Source organism: Nitrospira sp. (assembly GCA_030653545.1).
Classification (GTDB): Bacteria; Nitrospirota; Nitrospiria; order Nitrospirales; family Nitrospiraceae; genus Nitrospira_D.
Window position 1 is genome coordinate 294,829 of sequence record JAURZE010000026.1, and the last position, 20,373, is coordinate 315,201.

Genomic DNA, 20,373 nt, shown 5'->3' on the forward strand with positions numbered 1-20,373 from the left:
GCTATGGCTGCGGTTGTTCCGCATCCTCCGTGAGGGGAACCTTGTGGTCGACCCGCGCCTGAGTATCTCGAAGCGTCACGCTGTCCGGAGTGATGGCTTTCACCTCAAGATGCCGCTCCAAACGCTGGCCGACCCGGCCGATCATCACCTCTTCATTCTTGCTCAGCACGGCCGTATTGCCGGTGCCCTTGGCCGACTCACCCATCCGGACAAATCCCAAATACCGATATTGATCCAATTCTAAGGACGCCGCCTGCTGCTGCAATGCCTGTTCAGAAACTTGAGTCGACTGACCGCCTTCCGATCCGTCACCGGCCGCGGACATCGTTCCATCTAAACCAGACGCCGCAAAGATATTTCGAGGTGCGGTAAACGTCGCCTCGCGCTGGGTTCGTGCGGACGCCAACTGCTCGAGATGGACACGCAATCCACCGGTTCGGGAAAGCGGACGCGCGAGCGACGAGGCCGGGCCAGAGGTATTGGCCAATGGCATGCGAACCGGATCGGGCAACGCACCCCACTGCCAATAGGCCACTCCACCCCAGAGCGCGACCAGTCCGATTGCGATGAGCGCTTTCCGCTTGGCATCCATCTATTGCTGTCCGCCCAATGTAGATTTCACTGATTCTCCGCGCAGATAGGTCACAATCTTAATGTTAAAGGTTAACTGTTGATCGCGCGGACTAGAAGAACCGGCAAGTTCCAGGTCTTCTATAAACAGCAGCTCCTCCGCCGTTTCAAGGTCATAGATAAACCGTCTCAGATCCTCATACCGCCCGGTCATGGAACCCTGGAGCACCCCTTTGCTCGTGTTCGCTACAGTCGTCGCCTCCGTCTTGTAGGACAGCGCCGGCAGCGTCACATGGTCACGTTTGGCCTCTTCGGATATCCCCAAGGCCAGCGGAGCAAAGTCACGCTCGACCGGCAGGACCGCCCACACCTGACTCACATCCTTTCGCGCCTTCCTGGCTTCCCGATGCTGAGCCAAAACCTGGCGCGCAGACACCCACTCTTTTTCGATTTGGACCCGATCGCCTTCGACTCCCCGAACGCCAAACGCATTGACCGCCATCAGCCCCGCCAGCAACAACGCCGCCAGCCCAACCCACGGCAACAGCGGGGCATAGGGTTCGGACAACATGCGCTGCAGCCGATCAGTCACTTACACGCCCTCCCGCCGATAGCGCACAGTCACATCGAACTCCACCAAACCACTCGGCCCGACTCGATGCTGAGCTAGCACCGGGTCTTTGAATTTGGGATGGTCTTGCAACCCCACGGTAAATGCCGTGAGATCTTCCAAACTCGTCGCCGAGCCGGTCAAATGCACGAGAGACCCTCCGGACTCCAACCGGACACTGGTGAGCGCCAACCGTGGCGGAATCGCTTGCTCCAACCCCGCCAAAAACGCCGTCCAAGAAAAGGTCCGCTTCTCAAGCAGCTGATTGGCCAATGCGACTTCTGCAGGCAACTGCTGCAGCGCCCGCTCGGATAGATCGATCCCTTCTTGAGTCGCCTCGGCCATAAGCTGCTGATCCTGCTGCCGAACATGCTCCAGCTCTACGCTCATTTGCCGAACATCTTGGTACCCGAGGACCGTCCGGGCGATACTCCACACAATCGCCACACAGAACGCCAAACAACCGGCCATCAGCCCAAGCTGGAGCGGAAGCAGATACCATCGAAATCGAGTGGCGAGAGAAATCTGAAAATATCGACGAAAGCCCATGACACGCGCAACGCGATCGGCGACGCGGCTCACGCCGTCTCGAAGGGCCGCCATCATGACAATACTCCCGCCAGCGCGGCCAGGGAATCTACGCCTTGACGATGGTCCCCGCTCCCCCATCCACGCGATTCAATATCTTCCCAGCCCAGGGACTCAACGGACAGCGCCAGATGCTCTTCGAGTTTTTCATGCAAGGGCACCATATCATCGGCACACAGCACGGCACGCTTCACCGACACTCCCGAATGGCGCTGCTGGCACATTTCCACCGAAGCGGCACATTCTTCCGCGATCTTCTGCAATCCGGCATCGGTGCCGCTCAGGGCATCAGCGGTCAATAACTTGCAGCGATAGAACAGCAGGCGACCCTGCTGAAACACCATAGCCGTCAACGCTCGATCCAGCAGGCTGATCCACAGAAGATCATCGCCTTCCCATCCGCTCCGCCCGGCCATCTTGACCCATAGATCAAAGAGACGCAGGCTCGTGAGCCCCACATCCCGTGGGACCAAACCGACGCTTTCGCACACTGACTCATACTGACGCAAGACGGATTGATGGACCGCCACGGCCAGGACAGACTGCGCCGAGCCAGTGGCACGTGGGGGTCCGCTAAATACTTGAGAAACCATCGTCGTTCCGGTGAGTGGGAACAGCTGTTCTTGCCCGAATCGCCAGCGAATCAACGCGTCGCGCTCATCCGCTCGAGCAGGCAGTTGGTCCAGATGCAACACCACGGCCCGCACCGCCGCATCCGGAAGCAATAGGGTCACTGGGCGAGGGCAGTTGGCCATCACCGCATGCCCTAGAATCCGAACGTCATGAGGAGGACCGACCAAGGCGTGAATTTTCGCTTCCACGACAGTCAGCTGAGCGAGATTCGGTTCAGCCGGCGAGGGTTTGACCGCTCCATCAGGAAGCGGGGATGTCACGCACCGATGGCCACTCCTGCCACGCCAATCCGGCTGCGCCTCCGCCCATGCCACAGACTCCACACCGATCTTGAGACACTGTCGCGGCCGACCGCTCATCCATCCCCACATCCCTCACCCCTCCTCGCTGAAGGTCACACGATTGATCTCACGCAGCGAGGTCTCTCCCTGCAATACTTTCTTGATCGCGGATTGACGCAGTGTAATCATCCCGTCCGTCACGGCACGATACCGGATTTCAGACAAAGGCCGCTCAGCCAAAATCATTTCCTTGATCTCATCCGTCAGATCCAGAAATTCCGTAATACACTTCCGCCCGCGATACCCGGTCCCCATGCAATTCGAGCAACCCTTTCCCTGATAGAAAGGGGTATCTTTATATTGTTCATAGTCGAGGCCTGAATCCTCCAAAAGCGATTGTTCAGCCACAACCGGCACCCGGCACGAGGGACAGAGGATCCGCACCAGCCGTTGGGCCAGCACGCAATTCAACGCCGCGAGAAAATTGTAGGCATCGATGCCCATGGAGGCAAATCGGCCGATGACATCGAATACATTGTTCGCATGGACCGTCGTCAGCACCAAATGTCCGGTCAGCGCCGACTGAATCGCGATCTGCGCGGTCTCCGCATCACGAATTTCTCCGACCATGATCTTGTCCGGGTCATGACGCAGGATGGATCGGAGCCCTCGCGCGAACGTCAGCCCTTTCTTTTCATTGACCGGAATTTGCACGACCCCAGCCAGCTGATACTCGACAGGATCTTCAATGGTAATCAGCTTATCTTCCGCCGTATTCATTTCTGAAATCGCGGCATACAATGTCGTCGTTTTCCCGCTTCCGGTTGGCCCGGTCACCAAGACCATCCCGTAGGGCCTGACGATCGCCCGACGAAACCGCTTCAGATCTTCAGGATTGAAACCCAACCGCTCCAGGCGAAGGGCCGAGACTCCGGTGGTAATCGCCTCCCGGTCCAAGATGCGGACGACGACGGACTCACCGAATACGCTGGGGAGAATAGACACGCGAAAATCGACGGTCTTCCGATCCAACCGCATACGAAAACTGCCGTCCTGCGGCACACGCCGCTCCGCGATATCCAGTTCCGACATAACCTTCAGCCGGGACACCAAGGGTGCATGCAGGCGGACGTCCAAGGGCTCCATGGCCGGAACGAGAATGCCGTCCACGCGCAATTTGACCTTCGTCGCTCGATCCGATGCTTCGATGTGAATATCGCTCGCGCGACGCTGCATCGCGCTGAGCAGGATCGAGTCCAACAATTTCACGGCCGGGCTTTGATCCTCGGCCACATGATTGACGGTGAGCACTTCTTCCCCGCGGTCGTCCTCCTTGACCAGAACGGACCGGTATTCCGCTTCTAATTCTCGCAACGCCTGGCTCGAACCTTCACTTCGCTCAAGCGCGGAGAGAATCGCGCTCCGCGAACTCACCACACGCGCGAGGGGCTTGCCGATCAGCAATTCCAGCTCATCAAATCCCAGTACATTCTGCGGATCCGCAATGGCAATGGTCAGAACACCTGCCCGCTCCCCCATCGGCACAAACGGATGGCGCTGCATGAGCTTCACGGAGATGGATTCATAGAACTGCGGATCGACGCGATAATCGGTGAGCGGTTCGTAGGGAAGTCCGTACTGCTCGGCCAGAGCCTTGGCCAGCTGCTCTTCCGACAGCACTCCTTCGCTCACCAGCGTTTGACCGAGCGCCAGGGACACTCCACCTAAGCGGCGAAGCGCCTGCTCAATCGGCTCACGAGCAAGGCCATGGCGAACCAAGACCTCCAACAACGTGGGACGGGCCACACTACGAGCCACTACACACCTCACCCCTCCGGACACCATTCTCCGCGCCTATAGAAACGACCTTCATGATGCCCTATCCAATCGTGCCGGCCATCTGAAACACCGGCAGGTACATAACAATGACGATCGCTCCGACGAGGACTCCCATCACCAGCAACAAAACCGGCTCAATCCACGTGGTCAATTGAGACAACCGTGTATCGAGATCCGCCTCGTAAAAGTCTCCGACATCTCGCAACATACTTTCCAACGAACCGGTCTCCTCACCGACCGACACCATCTCGATCGCCAGCTTCGGCAAGATGTGCGGACGCTCGAGCGCAGTCGCCAGCGTGGCCCCTTCACGAATCTCGCTTTCCGCCTCATCCAAACCGGCCTGCACCCAGCGATTGGAGACCGCGCCGCGCGCGATGTGCAACGCCTCCACCAGAGGCGTGCCTCCGGCCAGAATGGTCCCCAGGGTTCTGGTCAGCTGCACCGTGTGATGCTTCACCATAATCGGCCCGATCAATGGGAGCGCGAGCAAAACGCGGTCAATCGTGAATCGCCCGGTCGGAGTCGTATAGTAGGCCCGCAAGGCCAGCCCGCCTACACCAACCAGCAGCAACCCCGGGATTACTTGCGCCTCGCTATGCTGCACGATATCCATCAGCAATTGAGTCGCCCAGGGGAGGGTCTTTGCATTCTCCCCATACACTGACACGAAAGTCGGCATCACATAGGTGAGCAAGAAGGCAATGACGCCCACTCCAATCAACACCAAAAACAGCGGATACGAGAGGGCTTTCGTCACTTTTTGCCGCAGCGCCATCATCAGCTTGAGGTAGCCGATGTATCGCTGCAGAACCTCGGGAAGATTACCCGATTGCTCTCCCGCCTTAACCGTCGCGATATACAACTCAGGGAAATAGGCTGGATGTTTGGCCAATGCGTCGGACGACGCCGTCCCTCCTCGAATATCCTGCCGCACATCCCGCAACGCCTGCTGAAACCCCGTGTGTTGAGCCCGCTCGATAAGCAACTCCCACACTCGCAACACCGGCAATCCCGACTTCACCAGCGCCAGAAACTCCTGGTTGAAAATCAGAAACTCTCCGAGAGGAAGCTTTCCCCAGGACCGACTCGGGGCAGAATGGCCCGAAGCCACACCGCTTCGCTGATGGAGTGTGAAGACCAAGAGGCCTTGAGACTCGAGCTTTCCACGCACCGCGGCTTCTTCGGCCCCTTCGATCTGCCCGTCAACGATCGAGCCGTCAGACCGGGCAACTCTGTAGGTGAAGATGGCCATGAATAGGTACCTGCGTCCCCGGGAGATGGGGCGTCTGGTTACTCAGCCTTATCGAGTGGAGACGTCCCGGATGCGACACGGCTGGGGAGCCGAAGTGCTTGCCCAATGAGAATTCGATTATCGGCTAACTCATTCGCCGCCATGAGTTCCTGTACCGTGGTATGAAATCGCTGCGCAATGCTCCATAGAGTATCCCCCGGCTTCACCGAGAGACTGGCGGGATAGTCGGCCGCCGCCACAGAACGCTCTCCGCCATCAACGATCGCGTCGGATGGCAGCGCCTCAGCCGGAGCCACCGCCACGCGCGTCTTCTCATCGCCATGATGGGATGAATCCATGTTGACAGGACGCACGGCAGGCGGGCGAGCGTTTGTCGAAGATAGATTGGCCGGTGCGGCACCGGCACCGGTTTCGCCTCCGCGTTCAAACTGCTTTCCCATCTTCGCCAGCTGTTTCTGGAGTTGTTTCAACTGGTTCTGGAGCGCCGTGCCGGCCTGCGAGACCCGTTGCCGCTCAGTCCGGGATGAAGACAGTTCTTCGCGCTGAAGGTCAATGATATGCCGCGCCTCCGTCAGCCGCCGCTCCGCCTCTCGAATTCGCCCTTCCATCTGGGCGCGAGCAATTTGGGAATCCGCGAGCTCTTGCCGCCTGGACTCAAGCTCCGAGCGAAGCTCCCCAATCGTGCGCTGAGAATCACGGAGCGAGGTCTTGAGCGTATCCACCGTCAGCTGAAGGTCCGATACCTCCTGCTCAACGATAGGTTCAAGCGGTCCACACCCGACAAGACCTGTCCCCCCGAGCAGAAACCAGATGGCCCATGCCCCCAGTCCTCTCCGCCACCTAAGACGAGGAACCCGGACAGGCGATTCATGAAGCAAGCATGTGCGCATAGACAGCATTACCATTGATTGTAGGCGGTCCCGGTTGTTCCGACAAGATCAGACCCGGAGTAGACATCAAAGATGCCACCCTCCGTAGGCTCAATGATCTCCTGCCACGTCGTGGAAGAACTCGTAAACGGGTCCTTGGGAATCGACCGCAGATATCCGGCCACCACAAGCCCTTCCAGACTGGTTGGATATTTCCCATGGTCGGCCCGATGGTGATCCAAGAGTTCCCGCATCGTAAACAGATCCTGCCGCAACACGGTCTCCCTCGCCTTGATTAGCGAAGACTGATACGACGGCACCGCAAGCGTGGCTAATATTCCGATAATCGAAATCACGATCATCAACTCAATAAGGGTAAAACCCTTTGCGTTGAGTGCGCCACGTCTACCAATCTCGATACTTCGTTCCATCCAGCGCTACGGCCTCACTTTGGGTGACCACGTCATAGACATCCTCCCCGCACCAACTCGACGGCTTCGGACTGTCTTTGTAGCAACGGAGTATCCAGTCGTTCTTCCCGGTAAGCGGGTCGACGGGCAGTCCTCGAAGGTACCGCCGCATCGTCGTTCCGCGAACCGTCGCTTCCTCCCCGGTCAATTTGACCCCGAGAAGCGCATCCAACGTCTTGGGATACCCGTAGATGCTGGTCACATCTTTACAGGTCAGCTTGTTCTTCAGGCAAACAGGCCCAAGCAGCGCATCGCCATCCCGATTCCATTCCAACTTAAAGGTATCAATGGCCGCTCGGATGGTCCGCAACTGCTGGCGCAATTCGATTTCCTGCCGCCGTTGCGTCGTGACCTTGCTCAAAGGCATCGCGATTGAGGCGAGAATCACGACGATCGTCATGGTGACAAGAAGCTCAAGAAGCGTGACCCCAGACTCTTTCACCGGACCCTCACGACCCCCGTCCCGACTTCGGTCGCTTGCGCCCCACCGTCCCGATCAGCCGCAGCAAGCTCGACCCTCACCGGAGAAACACCGACGGCAACAGCCCCAAATGTTACGGTCACAGATCGAGGAGCGCGGCTGTCCGTTTTAGACAGACGAAACGTCAACCTCCCCGCGTCCTCACCCCCACCATCGTTTCCAGAGGCCGCCGCATCAAGCAGCTCCGCATCGCCGATTCGCTTGAAGCGCAACACCAGCGGATCGTATTCCAGCTGAAAGACACCATCGGCCGATGCCTGAAGGCGCCCATCCAAGATCGAAAGCTTGATCTCTTTTCCGACTTGGACCGCCGCATCGCCGGGCTGAATAGAAAGGATCGGGCCACTGACTGCGGCCTTCATCAGAGAAGCAGCTGACGTTTTGTCGCTCTTGGACCGTATACCGTTGGAAGCGAGTGATCCGAGTCCGGTCTGACTGCCGGAAAGATGGGCCAGCGTTTTTTTCGGCGCACTAGAGAACAGCGGCGTGGTCGCATAACTTGTCTCAGTCCCGGACCAGAAGGCCTGGTTGGTTGATCCGGGTGCCAACGGGGATTGCATGATACGAGGGGTAATCGTCAAGATGACTTCGGTCGTCACCCGTTCCGTTTTGAATGAGCTGAGCCAATTCCCGATGAGAGGCAGATCGCCGATCCACGGCATGGTCACGCGAGTCTTGCGATCCTCCTCCTGAATCAAACCGCCGAGCACGATGGTCTCCCCGTCACGCATATTGAGTGTCGTTTCCGCAGATCGATTGCCGAAACGAAACTGCTGGATCGGCGGCGAGGCCTGTAAGGTCACCTGGTCGCCGATGCGAATCACTTCAACTTTCATCTTCAAGGAAAGTTCGTTGCCCAATCGAATGGATGGCTCCACCGTAAGCTTGACTCCGGTGTCCCGAAACTCAATCGACGTGACGGTTGAGGTTGTCGGCACAGCCCCGGTTGCCGCCTGTCCAGGCAACACATTGGTGGTCGACAAGAGAATCGGCTGCTTGTCTCCGATATTAATCTCGGCCTTCTTATTGTTCACCACCCGCACCTTTGGCGCAGCCAGTGTCTTAGCGTCCGATTCCTGCTTGAAAAAATCGAGCAAAACACTCGTTGGAAGACGAAACAGATAGCTGTCAGGCCCAAGGCTCGTCAGCTGGCGATAGGTCATTTGGACGGGATCTGCCGCCAGCGCACCGGTAAACCCGGGAGGAATGAGTCCGGCGCCGGCCTGTTTGGGATAATTCAATCCGTACGTTTGGTTCTTGGTACGATTGACTTCCAGCACTTCAAGATCAAACAGAACTTCCGGCTCTTGCCGGTCGTTGGAAAGAATGATCCGCTCCGCGAGATCCAGCTTCTCCGGTTGATCGCGGATTACGATGGCATTGAGTTGTTCATTGGCATGCATCCGCTTCGAGTCCAGCATGCTTTTGAGCAGCACCAACATATCCTTGGCCTTGGCCGTCGAAAGATAAAACGTCCGGATCATCAGATCCTGATACTGCTCCTGCTTCTGCTTGGTGTTTGGACTGATGATGAGGACTCCTGGCGAGACCTGCCTGGAGAAGAGACTATTGCTGTTCAAGATCAAGTTCAGCGCATCCTCAAATGGCGTATCCTGGACTCCGATGGAAATCGGATCGTTCCGGACATCTTTATCGAAGATCAGAGTGAACCCGCCCACCTTCGCCACCCCCTCCAATACCTCTTTGATCCCTGCGTTCTTGAATCGCATCGTCACCGGCTGCTTCAGGCGGTCGCCGCGCATGGCCGCCTGCTGCTCTTCCGTCAACCGGCTGATACTTTCAAGCGGATCTTTGAAGGTAGGATCCAGCTCCGCAGCTCTGGTATAGCCTCCCATCGCCTCGTCTGTTCGACCGAGCTGGGCCAGCCGCTCGGCCTCACGGAAATGCGAGCGAGACTCTTTCAAGCGGGTCGCTTCTGCCAGACTGGCCTGATGAACAAGATTGGCAGGCTCGATCGTCAGTGCCCGTTTGAACTGCTCAATCGCCAGATCCATTTGCCGTTCTTTGAGAAACGCCTCTCCGCGTTCATGGTAGAGGCCCGCAGCTCGTTCTCGCGCCAGCGCGTACTTGCTGGTGAGACCCGGATCAAACGGATCATTCTTCAGGGCCTCCTTGTAGGCGAGACTGGCCTCCTCCCAATTCCCGGCGGCCAAATGCTGATCGCCGCGTTTCGCGTCCTGAGAGGCGAGACAACCCGCAAGAAGAACAAGAGACAAAAGCACCGGGGCAATTTGCCCTGAGTGGGGGAAAAACCTATCGACGCGAATCAGTAGACTCCACATCACAATGCCAGCAGCCTTTCATTAGACCAGCAGAAGAACAGCCCGGAAGGATGGAAGTTTGATACCAGATACATCTGGCTACTTATACTACATATTGAGAAGTTCAGAAAGAACTTGTCAATAGGCAGTAGCACGAGGAACCCTGTGAAGGTTGGAGCCTACAGGTCCGTCCCCACTCGTTAGTTGAGAGCGTACGAGCAATGATTGAGGGACGGGACGGCTGAAAACCGTATCAGCCGTCCCCACTAATCTAGAGGCGCCAATACTTTATTGAGGAAGGGACTTGTGAAGGGTCAAAGATACTCTTCACATCGATCAGGACTCCGCTCTTCTGATCACGCAAGGGCTTTAACAGTTCACTCAGCCCCATCTCAAGGAAACTCCGGTGAGCCACCGCCACGATCACCCCGTCAACATCCTTGATCTGTTTCAAATCAACCAATTTGATCCCGTACTCATGCACAGCTTCCTCCGATTCTGCGATCGGATCGTGCACAACCACTTGCACACCATACTCAAGAAGCTCGTTGATGATATCCGGGACTTTGCTATTGCGAAGATCAGGCACATTCTCTTTGAAGGTCAATCCGAGCACCGCGACCTTGAGTTCATTGACCGGCCGTGGAAGCCGGCTCAGGAGCTTCATCGTCTGCTCAGCGACGAACTTTCCCATGCCATTGTTGATCCGGCGGCCTGAAAGAATCACCTGAGGATGGTACCCCACCGACTCGGCTTTCGCCGTCAGGTAATAGGGATCCACCCCGATGCAATGGCCGCCGACCAAGCCAGGTGAAAATCTCAGGAAATTCCATTTCGTGCCTGCAGCTTCCAAGACCGACTTCGTATCAATTCCCAACCGATGGAAGATCAATGCGAGCTCGTTCATCAACGCGATATTGAGATCGCGCTGCGTATTCTCAATCACCTTGGCCGCTTCAGCCACCTTAATACTTGACGCGCGGTGGATTCCGGCTTTCACCACTGTCTCATAGGTCTTCGCAACGATTTCCAGCGATTCAGCATCCTGCGCTGATACGACCTTGATGATTTTCTCAAGAGTATGTTCCTTGTCGCCTGGATTGATACGCTCCGGAGAATATCCGATCTTGAAATCGACCCCGGCCTTCATCCCTGACATTTTTTCAAGGATGGGCAAACACACCTCTTCCGTAGCGCCGGGATAGACCGTCGACTCATAAACAACAATGGTGCCCGGAGCCAAGTTCGAGCCGATCAGCTCGGACGACTTCTGTAAGGCTGTAAAATCAGGCTGAAGCGCTTCATTAATAGGTGTCGGTACCGCGACAATAATGAAATCAGCAGCCTTGAGCTCCGCCGGCTCCCACGTATACTGCACCTGTGAAGCTTTAAGATCTGCGCTTGACACTTCGCCTGTTCGATCGACCCCGCGCCGCAGCTCCGCAATCTTGGCCTTGTTTATATCGAATCCAACGACCGGGCCTTGCTTGCCGAACGCCACGGCAATGGGCAAGCCCACGTATCCCAACCCAACGACAGCAATTGACCGAGCCTGCTCTTTACCCATACTTCCTCCAAAGTCCATCTATTGGAGCACCATGGCAGAAGCCCTAAAACCAGTCAAGAAACTATGCGCTTCTTTCCAAATGTTCGATTCTCATTCGGGGCACACCACATAATGAACACACCCGCACAATCACAAACCGTTGCGGTGCCCGCAGGAGAGCGAAGCACGGATCGGCAGGATCAACAAACCGTTCGCGTCTCAAATATTCCCAGAAGATCCCGCACATTGGGCAGTCGAGAGATAGCTCACAGCACTCTCTGAGGGAAGCCCACTCACCATCAAGGAATCATCGACTACCAGTCCCCTGGATAACCATGCGAAGAACCGCAAAGCATCGAACTGACACGATGGCCCCAGCGCCATCTGGGAAACAAAGATTCCCCCCTGAAAAGCACCAGCATGTTCTCCCCCCCCTACGCTTGCGCCCCCATCGGTGCAACACCCGGTCCGGCACCCTCCTCAACACTAGCTTCTAACTACTTGAAAAAACGCCACCTCCGCAAATGGCCATACAATCCTCGAAGCATCTATTACAGGGCACCCATCTTGCTCTAGCTCACCACGGTTGCTGATCATCCACCGTGAGGTAGATGGCTGGCGCGCAGGGCGGTCAAGCAACACGGAGGCCCCTTACTATGTACGCTCCAACGAAATCTTTGAGCGCCAAGATATCGCAACGGTTACTACTCGGCATCGCTGTGGCAGGCGTGATGGCAATGGATATTCAGATACCGACGGCCACCCACGCAGCCACCATCACTCAAGAAAATGCCGCCTTACAGACTCCGAATTCGTCAACGAAGACTCTCTCGGCTCCTGCGAAACCGTCATCGGCGGGGTCACGAAAGTCACATCGCCTGGTCCGCCGCCCGGCCCCCCTTGGCAGCAGCCAGACCGGGGCGATGAGCGCAGCAACATTAAATCAAGCTCCATTGGCACCCGCCATCAGCACTGTCCCTGCAAAGACAGTGTCCCAGGAGCCAGGGACAACCTCGACCAGAGAGGGAGCAGCAGACAAGCAATTGCCTCCGGTCAGCTTCGCTGCACCGATTGCCGGGCCGCTTGCACTCATGCAGACGGCGCCGGTCACCACTTCTGCGGCGGCAGCCCCATCCACACTGATGGGAAGCGCGCAGCCATCGACACGAGTGGCGGCAGCCGCTCCGTCCGGAGCGCGCGGGCCAAGCCTTCCCGGCCGAATGCAGCGGCTTCTGTCTGAGTTGCCCGGCGCGGCGCAAATCGTGGCCTATCAAGAAGAGGATCCTGACCCGACAGTAGTCACCCCCACACTCACCCGCAATCCGAGCGTCCTCTCATTTTCCGCCGTTCAGAACGGATCCAGTCCGGCTTCCCAGTCTCTCACCATTACCAACACGGGACCGGGCACACTGACTTGGACGGCATCCTCAAATAGCGCCTGGCTGACATTGAATAACGCCACCTCGGCCTCGGGTACCAACCTCGGCTCGGTTGGTGTACGGGTGAATCCAGCCGGTCTCTCGGTTGGAACTCATAGCGGCCTGATCACTATCGTCGGGACAGGCGCAGCCAACTCGCCACAGATGGTCACAGTGAGCTTTGACGTCACTGCTGCTCCTACTCCCACCATCGGTTTGAGCGCGACGACATTATCCTTCTCCGCCGTACAGGGAGGAAGCAACCCGGCCAACAAGACGATCTCCGTTTCCAACTCCGGAAGCGGAACCCTGAACTGGACAGCAACTGAAAACGCAAGTTGGCTGAGCCTAAGCCCTGCCTCAGGAACCGGATCCGGAACGATATCGGTCGCGGTCAATACATCCGGTTTATCCGTCGGCACCATCAGCACTCCCATCACCATCACCGCTTCCGGAGCCACCAACACACCGCAAACGGTGACCGTCTCGCTCACCATCACAGCAGCGGCGGTTCCTCCGGCGATTGGAGTCACTCCTGGAAGTCTGACCTTTACGGCGCAACAGGGAAGCGGAAACCCAACGCCACAGTCACTGGCCGTCAGAAACACCGGGGGCGGCACGCTGACCTGGACCGTCAGCAACAATGCCGCGTGGCTCTCGCACTCTCCAACCTCCGGGACCGGAACCGGCACCGTGACGATTAGTCCGGTCACCGGAAGTCTCGCGGCAGGCACCTATACCGGCGCGGTCACGCTTTACGCGACCGGGGCCGCAGCCGTCACTATTCCGATCACCTTCACAATCACCGCGCCGGCCGCTCAACCGACCATCGGCCTGAGCCCCACGAGTCTCACGTTCAATGCCACCGCCGGCGGGAACAATCCTTCGAACCAGACCATCGCGATCACCAACACCGGCACAGGATCCCTGACCTGGACAGTGACGGACAACGCCAACTGGCTGACGGCGACCCAATCGGGGAATTCAGTGGTCACGAGCGTGAATATCGCGGGCCTGGCGGCAGGAAGCTATAGCGGGGTTATCACCGTGGCTGCATCAGGTGCCACGAACACCCCGCGGACGGTGCCAGTCACACTGACCATAGCGGCCGCTACCCAACCGACGACCGGAACGGTTACACTATCCTGGGTTCCCAATAGCGAATCAGATCTCGCAGGATATAAGGTGTATCGCGCAACCGCCTCAGGGGGATATGGCGCACCCATTGCCACGGTACCGGCAGGGACCTCTCAATACGTATCCAGTGGTCTAGCAAAAGGATTCACGTACTTTTTCGTGATCACAGCTTATGACGAGGCAGGAAATGAAAGCCCCTACTCGAGCGAAACAAGTAAGAGCCTCTATTAACAACTGTTCGGAGAGCCAGGTTAGGTGTGGTAGAACTTTCCATGTCTCTGGTGGTACTCGGACAAGCTTCGAAGGAAAAGGAAAGACACATGAGCATGGAAAGCGTTTGTAGAAACCGATTATCAACCGCGGTGCGCGTTGCCTGTTTAGTCCTAAGCTGCATTGCACTAGCACCTTCGTGGTCCAATGCGGCTGTGTATTGGGATGATGAGTTGGAGCCCGGGAATACAGGGTACCCCCTGGTTGGAGGGATGTCGTACTCCAACAACCCTGTGTATAGCGGATCGTACTCTCTGAAAGAGCATTTCTTGGGCAACCATGTTCAAGGCGGGACTTACACCGATCGTTACTTCGGAACAAAGACGGACAATCTCTGGTCGCGCTACTACCTCTACCTTGACAACTTCGTAGTGGATGCAGCAGCAGGAACAAAACTCATGTTGCAGGGTTCAGAATGCTGTTATCCGAGCTTTTGGTGGATCATGCTCTTCGGGAAGGCCTCGCTGAGCGTCCAGGTGCAGGGCGTAAACGGGGGGACGGAAACCTTAAACGTCTACGGTCCGACGATCCCGCAAAATAGATGGGTCTGCATCGAAACCCATATCAAGTTAAGCAGTCCCGGCGTGCACAACGGCATCGTGGAAGCATGGATTGACGGAGTACAGGGACTCGCTCGCTACGATGTCCAAATGCGAGATGCGGTCGCAAGCGGGCGGCATAGCCTCACCGAAAACCTGACATTTAATCGCCTGTATGTCCAGCACGGAGAAGGCGACTTATACATTGACAAGTTGGCCTTTGGCGACCAGCGGATCGGATGCACGGGAAATCCGCCCCAAAGCAGTAGCCCCACTCCAGTAACTCAAACACCTCCCCCGGTTCAGCCAACCACGCCTCCGGCTGAAACACCGCAAGTCCAGGCTCCCTCTCCGGTTCAACCTAGACTTGTACCACCACCTGCTCCCGAGGGATTGATTTTCCGATAGTGAGGGCATGGCACGATGGGAAACGGAGTAATCGACTAGATGCAGACCTCCACCAAAATGATGCACCGCATCTGGCTCCCAACGGTCATGGGGATGGCAATGTCTTTCACCTGTCTCCCCTCAGTTACCGAGGGAGCCATCTTTTGGGAAGATAACTTCGACGACGGCGTCCTGAATGATACCTGGGATGTCTCAGCCTGCGGCCCTCCTGCGAACTACCCACAAGGATGTAATGCCCATATTTCCAACAAGCGCAGCTTCTCAGGTTCTAACAGCCTGCTGTCCGAATATCATCCGACCAATCCTGAAATTCAAATGGGGACATACTACGATCGCACCTTCCCGCCAACTGATGACCTTTGGATCAGGAACTGGTACCGCACCGAAGCAAATCCCCCAGGCACATTGTTTCGGTATGCCAATGCAAATGAGGCCCCCATCTCCCCTGTCGAACAAGTGGCGTCTGGGGCAGGAGGGAAATATCACTACATTAAGGGCACAGGACCGGGAAACCGTATCTCTGGCTTCTTCATCAATTTCTATGGCGACCGGGCGCAAGGCTTTAGCCTTCAAAATCATTATGGGCGATGCCCAAACAGCGGATTTGGCCCCTATGATAGCTGCAACTACTATCCCAACCGTGCAGCAGTGCAGCTTCAGGACAACACGTGGTACTGCGTCGAGTACCACGTGAAACTGAACACACCGGGAAAAGACGACGGGATTATCGAAATGTTCGTGAACGGCATCTTGGCGATGGGGTACTACGATGTCTTGGCGAGAGGGCCAGTGCTCGTAAACGGAAACGGACCCAATTCAATGTTTGATCGTCTAACGCATTACACACAATACAACTCTGGATTGCGATACACCGACGACCTTGCAGTCGGCAATACCCGAATTGGTTGCAACGGAGGCAAAGGATTCGGCGACACTCCCCCTCCGGCAATGCCAAACGGATTGACAGCCCGATGAGTGTGAGGGGGCTCCTTATCACTACCTAACTTACTTGCGGGAAACCAACAGCGAGTTACAGTCGGGCGAGCTATATGTGGAACAGAGCTTACTGCCATGCAATTGAAAGGAGAACAACCGATGGCCCCAATTAAGGCGATTCGTTTCTTAGGAATAGTTGCAGCATCTTGGATTCTTGGGATTTCCTCTGCACATGCCATCACGTTGATCTCAGAAGACTTTGAGGGTAGCGCGGCCTCCATCGCGGCACGTTGGCCTGGCCAAAGCTATTGTTGCTTCCCAAATTCCGGTGGGCCATTTAATCTGGTCCCCTCTCCCGTTGCTGGTGGAACACAGGCGCTTCGCTACAACTACACCGGCTCGCAATACGACAACCCACCGCAAGGGGGTGGCAGTGCAGAATGGGACTACACCGATCAAACCCAGCGCGAGGTTTGGATTACCTGGTACTCCTACATGGCACCAGGCTTCAAGACGGCAGGAGGCAACGGTGTTGGCGGGGTGGCAACAAAGGGCATCTATCAGTACATGAAGTCCCTATCGACCGGACAAGTGAACGGCTGGGTGTTTCACTATTTCTATGGAGGCCGACAACTCACCCTCTCCGCACAAGGCATTAAGGATCACAAGGGACCCAACGGGCCTGGGACCGGCACAGCCATCCCCTATGATACCGAGAATATGTGGCAGAACGTGCAATCCTACGAGCAGCCGGACGGCCAGTGGGTAGGCTACGAGGCCCGTTTCAAACTGAATACGCCAGGACAAGCTGATGGCGCCTATCAACTCTACATCACGCCGCCAGGCAGTACGGCGTTTCTTGCGGCCAGCCACACGAGTCGGGAGTTTGTTGATACCACTCCTGGTGGGCGAATGCCGTCAGATGCCCGATGGTACCGCACTAAGCTCTACCGACAGGATGGCCTAGGCTCGATGTACATTGACAACCTCACCGTCACCACAACGCGGGTCGGTTTCAGCGGCGTGCCCCTTCCACCATCGGATACGACGCCCCCAGCGACGCCAAGTGGATTCACTGCCAGATGAGCAACTATAAGCCTTCAAACCCTCTTAGATTGGGGAAGAAGAAATCTTCTGGCAGTTCGGGTGACAGATGTCCGTGCGCTAATTTGATGCCCACTAAAACCGGTCCAGCCCACCTGGTAGCGCAGCTGCGACGGTTCAGGGTTCGCCGAACAGACGGTGAGCATGCGGCACCTTCATTAGCAATCGGGTAGTCCAGATGGAACACACCAAAGTCCCAATAACCACGAGCAGGTAGCACCACAAGCCCGTGTTATCAAAAACTAAAGCGGAGGCAACGGACATTCCTTTTAACACCACAGGCTGGTGTACCAGGTAGATGCCCATCGTAGAGCATCCAATCCCACCCAACGCCCTGCTGCGATCCCCAATTGCAAAAAGCAACAAATAGGAACCACACAAATAGGAATACTGAGTCAGGGATGGCGAACTATATTCTCCGTAGTAGAGAACTACCAAGCTGGCCAGGACAGTAGCTGCCAAGACTTTTGCGTGCCTGGATAGCCATGGATTAGAGGTGTATAGCGCACAACCCAGAAGATAATACTGCAGCCCCCAGACCGCGTGCAAAAGTGGATCTTGTCCACCACCCCAGCTGGCCTTGAGCTGGAATCCTCCTATCGTCATGCCATTTATGAAACCCCACAGGCCATTCATCATCCACACTGCCGCAAATATAAAAATAGGGTGAACGCCCCGCAAATGTTTTGTGGCAAATGCGAACGAGCGGACGAAAAAGAGGGACAGCAAGAAGTACATCTGTACAGCAGGGGCGCCCACCCATACAGCCACCAGAAGATCTACAGAATCACGCCCCAAGACTACATAGTCCAAGGGGTGACCGAAGTATTCATAGACCAATCGCGTGATGAAATACAGGCCACTGAAAAACACCCATGGCCCAACTAAACGTCTCGCGCTCTCCCCTATATATTTCGCATAGTCCAGCTTTCCTATGCGCTCAAGCTTATGGAAAAAGAGATATCCATCGACAAGGAAAAACACCGGAACCGCAATTTGAAACCAGTACTTGAAGGCTGCCTGAACCTCCGGAGACAGCTGGCTGTAGCCCAACGCATGCTGCCCTATGACCATGACAATAGCTATTGCGCGGAGGGAATCCAAAAACAGGATTCTGCTTTTAGAGGGCGGCATAGGCCTCAGGCCTTTTCAGGTCGGATTCGTAGTCGCAGAAGATCGGGCATAGAACTCCTTCACACGTTAGTAGCTGAAGGACTCCTATTCATGTAGGTCTTAAACCAGAGTACGAAAACTAATATGGCCCATAGCTGCGTTTCAAAGTTTCTCTCGCCTCGATCGTGCTCTTCAAGCATGCGGCGAACTGTCACACCATTGAACAGCCCTATTTCCTTAAGAGACGACGGCGACAGATGCTCCCCAAGGAGGTCACGCAAGGGCCCGCGCAGCCACTTATCCAGTGGGATCGAGAACCCTTGTTTCCTTCGATTGAGAATAGAATGAGGCAGCACACCTTCTAACGACTTGATGAGAATATGCTTCTTCTCCCACCCCTTCAACTTCAGTCCCGATGGAATTGTCGAGACGAATTCGACAAGCTTGTGGTCGAGAAAAGGCACTCGTACTTCCAACGAATGCCACATGCTGAGGCGATCCGCCTTCCGCAATTCGTCGTCCGGCAGATAGGTCTCCATATCCGTCAGCAAGATCCATTCAAGCGGATCCCGGCATTGTTCGACCTTATGCATCGCAAGCTCTGCAGTGGCTACGTTGGCTTTTCTCAGCTCACTCAAGAACTCCTGACTGAAAAGACCTGCCTTATCCGACTCCGTAAACGCCGAGAGGTACTGCTGGTACCGCTCTGGCAGAGGCAGAGCCGCGCCATCGACAAATCGCTTCATCCGATCGATCCAGAGCCCCGCCATATCCCACTGTGGGAGCGCGTGAATCAGCGCGCGAAGACTATGCCTGAGCACGCCGGGCATTCGCTGGTAGGAGTTCGCCGCAAGGGCACCACGATATCGCTCGTACCCGGCAAATAGCTCGTCCCCTCCGATCCCGGACATCGCAACAGTGACCCACTGTCTGGCCGCCTGACACACAAGGTAGTTGGGAATCATCGAGGAGTCCGCAAACGGCTCATCAAACGCCTCAAGCATCAAGGGAAGGATCGACTCAACTTGTGCCTGCGGATTGTCGTAGACGCACTCTGAATGGTCCGTCTTGAACAACTCAGCAACCGTCCTCGCATAGGGACGCTCGTCGGCTCCTGGCTGCCCCTCTCCAAACCCCACGGTAAACGTCTTCACATTTCCCGGACAGATCTTGGCCATCAACGCAACGATGGCACTGGAATCGACACCCCCGCTCAAAAATGAGCCGAGCGGCACCTCGCTCACCAGGTGCAAACGCACCGCTTCTTCCAGATGATGCAGCAGGCCTTCACGATAATAGTCGACCGATTTGTTGTGATCTGTGGAAAATTTGAGCTGCCAGTATCGCCGCGTTATAAGCTCTCCGTTCCTCCATACCGCAGTATGCCCGGGAGGCAACTCCGCGATTCCCCGATAGATCGTGCGCGGCCCTGGCACATACTTGAAAGTGAAGAAGTCTGAGACAGACTGAAGATCCATCTGCCTTTCATAGCGATCGACTGCAAGCAGGCACTTCAGCTCAGACCCGAAATAGAGATCTCGCCCATCCTGCCAATAATACAGAGGCTTGATCCCGAAACGATCTCGAGCGAGCAAGAGCTTTTTTTCTCGGAGATCCCAAATAGCAATCCCAAACATGCCACGCAAATGCGATACATAATCTTCACCGAAATCTTCGTACAAATGGACGATACATTCCGTATCCGAGTGACTGGTCAGGACATGCCCGCGTTTTAAGAGGCCCTCGCGAAGCTCTTGGTAGTTGTAAATCTCTCCGTTGAAGACCACTGCCACCGTGCGATCTTCATTGAAGACCGGCTGCCGTCCGCTGTTCACGTCGATGATCGCGAGTCGGCGCATGCCTAACCCGACCTGCCCGTCGAAGAAGAAACCGTCGTCGTCAGGACCGCGCCGCCGGATCAGCGCGCACATCCGACGGACCAATTGCTGATCGATCCGTCCGAGCTCTGCATGAACACTGCCGACAATACCGCACATATCAGATGTATTCTCCCCTTCGGAAGT

The 20,373-nt window shown here is 56.2% G+C and carries 17 protein-coding genes; 4 read left to right on the plus strand and 13 right to left on the minus strand.

What is annotated here, in order from left to right; genetic code table 11:
• Nucleotide 1 precedes the first annotated feature (1 nt).
• The 11 genes from Q7U39_14355 to Q7U39_14405 all read right to left on the minus strand — a co-directional run bounded on the left by Q7U39_14355 (nt 2) and on the right by Q7U39_14405 (nt 11,445).
• Entirely contained in the window at nt 2–592 is a 591-nt protein-coding gene (locus Q7U39_14355; GenBank protein MDO9119138.1) for a hypothetical protein, read from the minus strand.
• Entirely contained in the window at nt 593–1,162 is a 570-nt protein-coding gene (pilO, locus tag Q7U39_14360; protein ID MDO9119139.1) for a type 4a pilus biogenesis protein PilO, read from the minus strand.
• On the minus strand, nt 1,163–1,786 hold the full coding sequence (locus Q7U39_14365; protein ID MDO9119140.1) for a PilN domain-containing protein: 624 nt from the start codon (nt 1,784–1,786) through the stop codon (nt 1,163–1,165).
• A complete protein-coding gene (locus Q7U39_14370) occupies nt 1,783–2,661 on the minus strand; it encodes a hypothetical protein (protein ID MDO9119141.1) in 879 nt (292 codons plus the stop codon). The genes Q7U39_14365 and Q7U39_14370 overlap by 4 nt, the downstream gene beginning before the upstream one ends.
• Before the next feature lie 114 nt (nt 2,662–2,775).
• On the minus strand, nt 2,776–4,500 hold the full coding sequence (locus Q7U39_14375) for an ATPase, T2SS/T4P/T4SS family (GenBank protein ID MDO9119142.1): 1,725 nt from the start codon (nt 4,498–4,500) through the stop codon (nt 2,776–2,778).
• 61 nt (nt 4,501–4,561) lie between these two features.
• Entirely contained in the window at nt 4,562–5,776 is a 1,215-nt protein-coding gene (locus tag Q7U39_14380; protein MDO9119143.1) for a type II secretion system F family protein, read from the minus strand.
• Nucleotides 5,777–5,814: 38 nt separating this feature from the next.
• Complete coding sequence (locus tag Q7U39_14385; protein MDO9119144.1) at nt 5,815–6,498, minus strand: LysM peptidoglycan-binding domain-containing protein; 684 nt, start codon at nt 6,496–6,498, stop codon at nt 5,815–5,817.
• A 176-nt stretch (nt 6,499–6,674) separates the two neighbouring features.
• The gene (locus Q7U39_14390; GenBank protein MDO9119145.1) at nt 6,675–7,076 is read right to left on the minus strand and encodes a prepilin-type N-terminal cleavage/methylation domain-containing protein; all 402 of its coding nucleotides are present in this window, start codon (nt 7,074–7,076) and stop codon (nt 6,675–6,677) included.
• Nucleotides 7,051–7,557 (minus strand): type II secretion system protein, encoded by a 507-nt coding sequence (locus Q7U39_14395; GenBank protein ID MDO9119146.1) that lies wholly within the window; start codon nt 7,555–7,557, stop codon nt 7,051–7,053. Before Q7U39_14395 ends, Q7U39_14390 begins: the two co-directional genes overlap by 26 nt.
• Nucleotides 7,554–9,899, minus strand: a complete 2,346-nt coding sequence (locus Q7U39_14400; GenBank protein ID MDO9119147.1) for a secretin N-terminal domain-containing protein — start codon at nt 9,897–9,899, stop codon at nt 7,554–7,556. Before Q7U39_14400 ends, Q7U39_14395 begins: the two co-directional genes overlap by 4 nt.
• A gap of 250 nt (nt 9,900–10,149) precedes the next feature.
• Nucleotides 10,150–11,445: a nucleotide sugar dehydrogenase gene (locus Q7U39_14405; GenBank protein ID MDO9119148.1), complete on the minus strand. Its 1,296-nt coding sequence runs from the start codon at nt 11,443–11,445 to the stop codon at nt 10,150–10,152.
• A gap of 635 nt (nt 11,446–12,080) precedes the next feature.
• Between Q7U39_14405 and Q7U39_14410 the strand changes: the two genes are divergently transcribed.
• The 4 genes from Q7U39_14410 (at nt 12,081) to Q7U39_14425 (ending at nt 17,218) form a co-directional block, all read left to right on the plus strand.
• Complete coding sequence (locus Q7U39_14410; GenBank protein ID MDO9119149.1) at nt 12,081–14,210, plus strand: choice-of-anchor D domain-containing protein; 2,130 nt, start codon at nt 12,081–12,083, stop codon at nt 14,208–14,210.
• A 308-nt stretch (nt 14,211–14,518) separates the two neighbouring features.
• Nucleotides 14,519–15,196 (plus strand): hypothetical protein, encoded by a 678-nt coding sequence (locus tag Q7U39_14415; protein ID MDO9119150.1) that lies wholly within the window; start codon nt 14,519–14,521, stop codon nt 15,194–15,196.
• A gap of 39 nt (nt 15,197–15,235) precedes the next feature.
• Nucleotides 15,236–16,171 carry a hypothetical protein gene (locus Q7U39_14420; GenBank protein ID MDO9119151.1) on the plus strand — a complete coding sequence of 312 codons (936 nt, stop codon included), beginning with the start codon at nt 15,236–15,238 and terminating at the stop codon, nt 16,169–16,171.
• Between the two features lie 120 nt (nt 16,172–16,291).
• Nucleotides 16,292–17,218, plus strand: coding sequence for a hypothetical protein (locus Q7U39_14425; GenBank protein MDO9119152.1), 927 nt, complete (start codon nt 16,292–16,294; stop codon nt 17,216–17,218).
• A 135-nt stretch (nt 17,219–17,353) separates the two neighbouring features.
• On the opposite strand, the gene Q7U39_14430 is transcribed toward Q7U39_14425, so the two are convergent.
• Both Q7U39_14430 and asnB read right to left on the minus strand, forming a co-directional pair.
• Nucleotides 17,354–18,370 (minus strand): acyltransferase, encoded by a 1,017-nt coding sequence (locus Q7U39_14430; GenBank protein MDO9119153.1) that lies wholly within the window; start codon nt 18,368–18,370, stop codon nt 17,354–17,356.
• Between the two features lie 59 nt (nt 18,371–18,429).
• Nucleotides 18,430–20,346 carry an asparagine synthase (glutamine-hydrolyzing) gene (gene asnB / locus Q7U39_14435; protein MDO9119154.1) on the minus strand — a complete coding sequence of 639 codons (1,917 nt, stop codon included), beginning with the start codon at nt 20,344–20,346 and terminating at the stop codon, nt 18,430–18,432.
• Between the last annotated feature and the right edge of the window lie 27 nt (nt 20,347–20,373).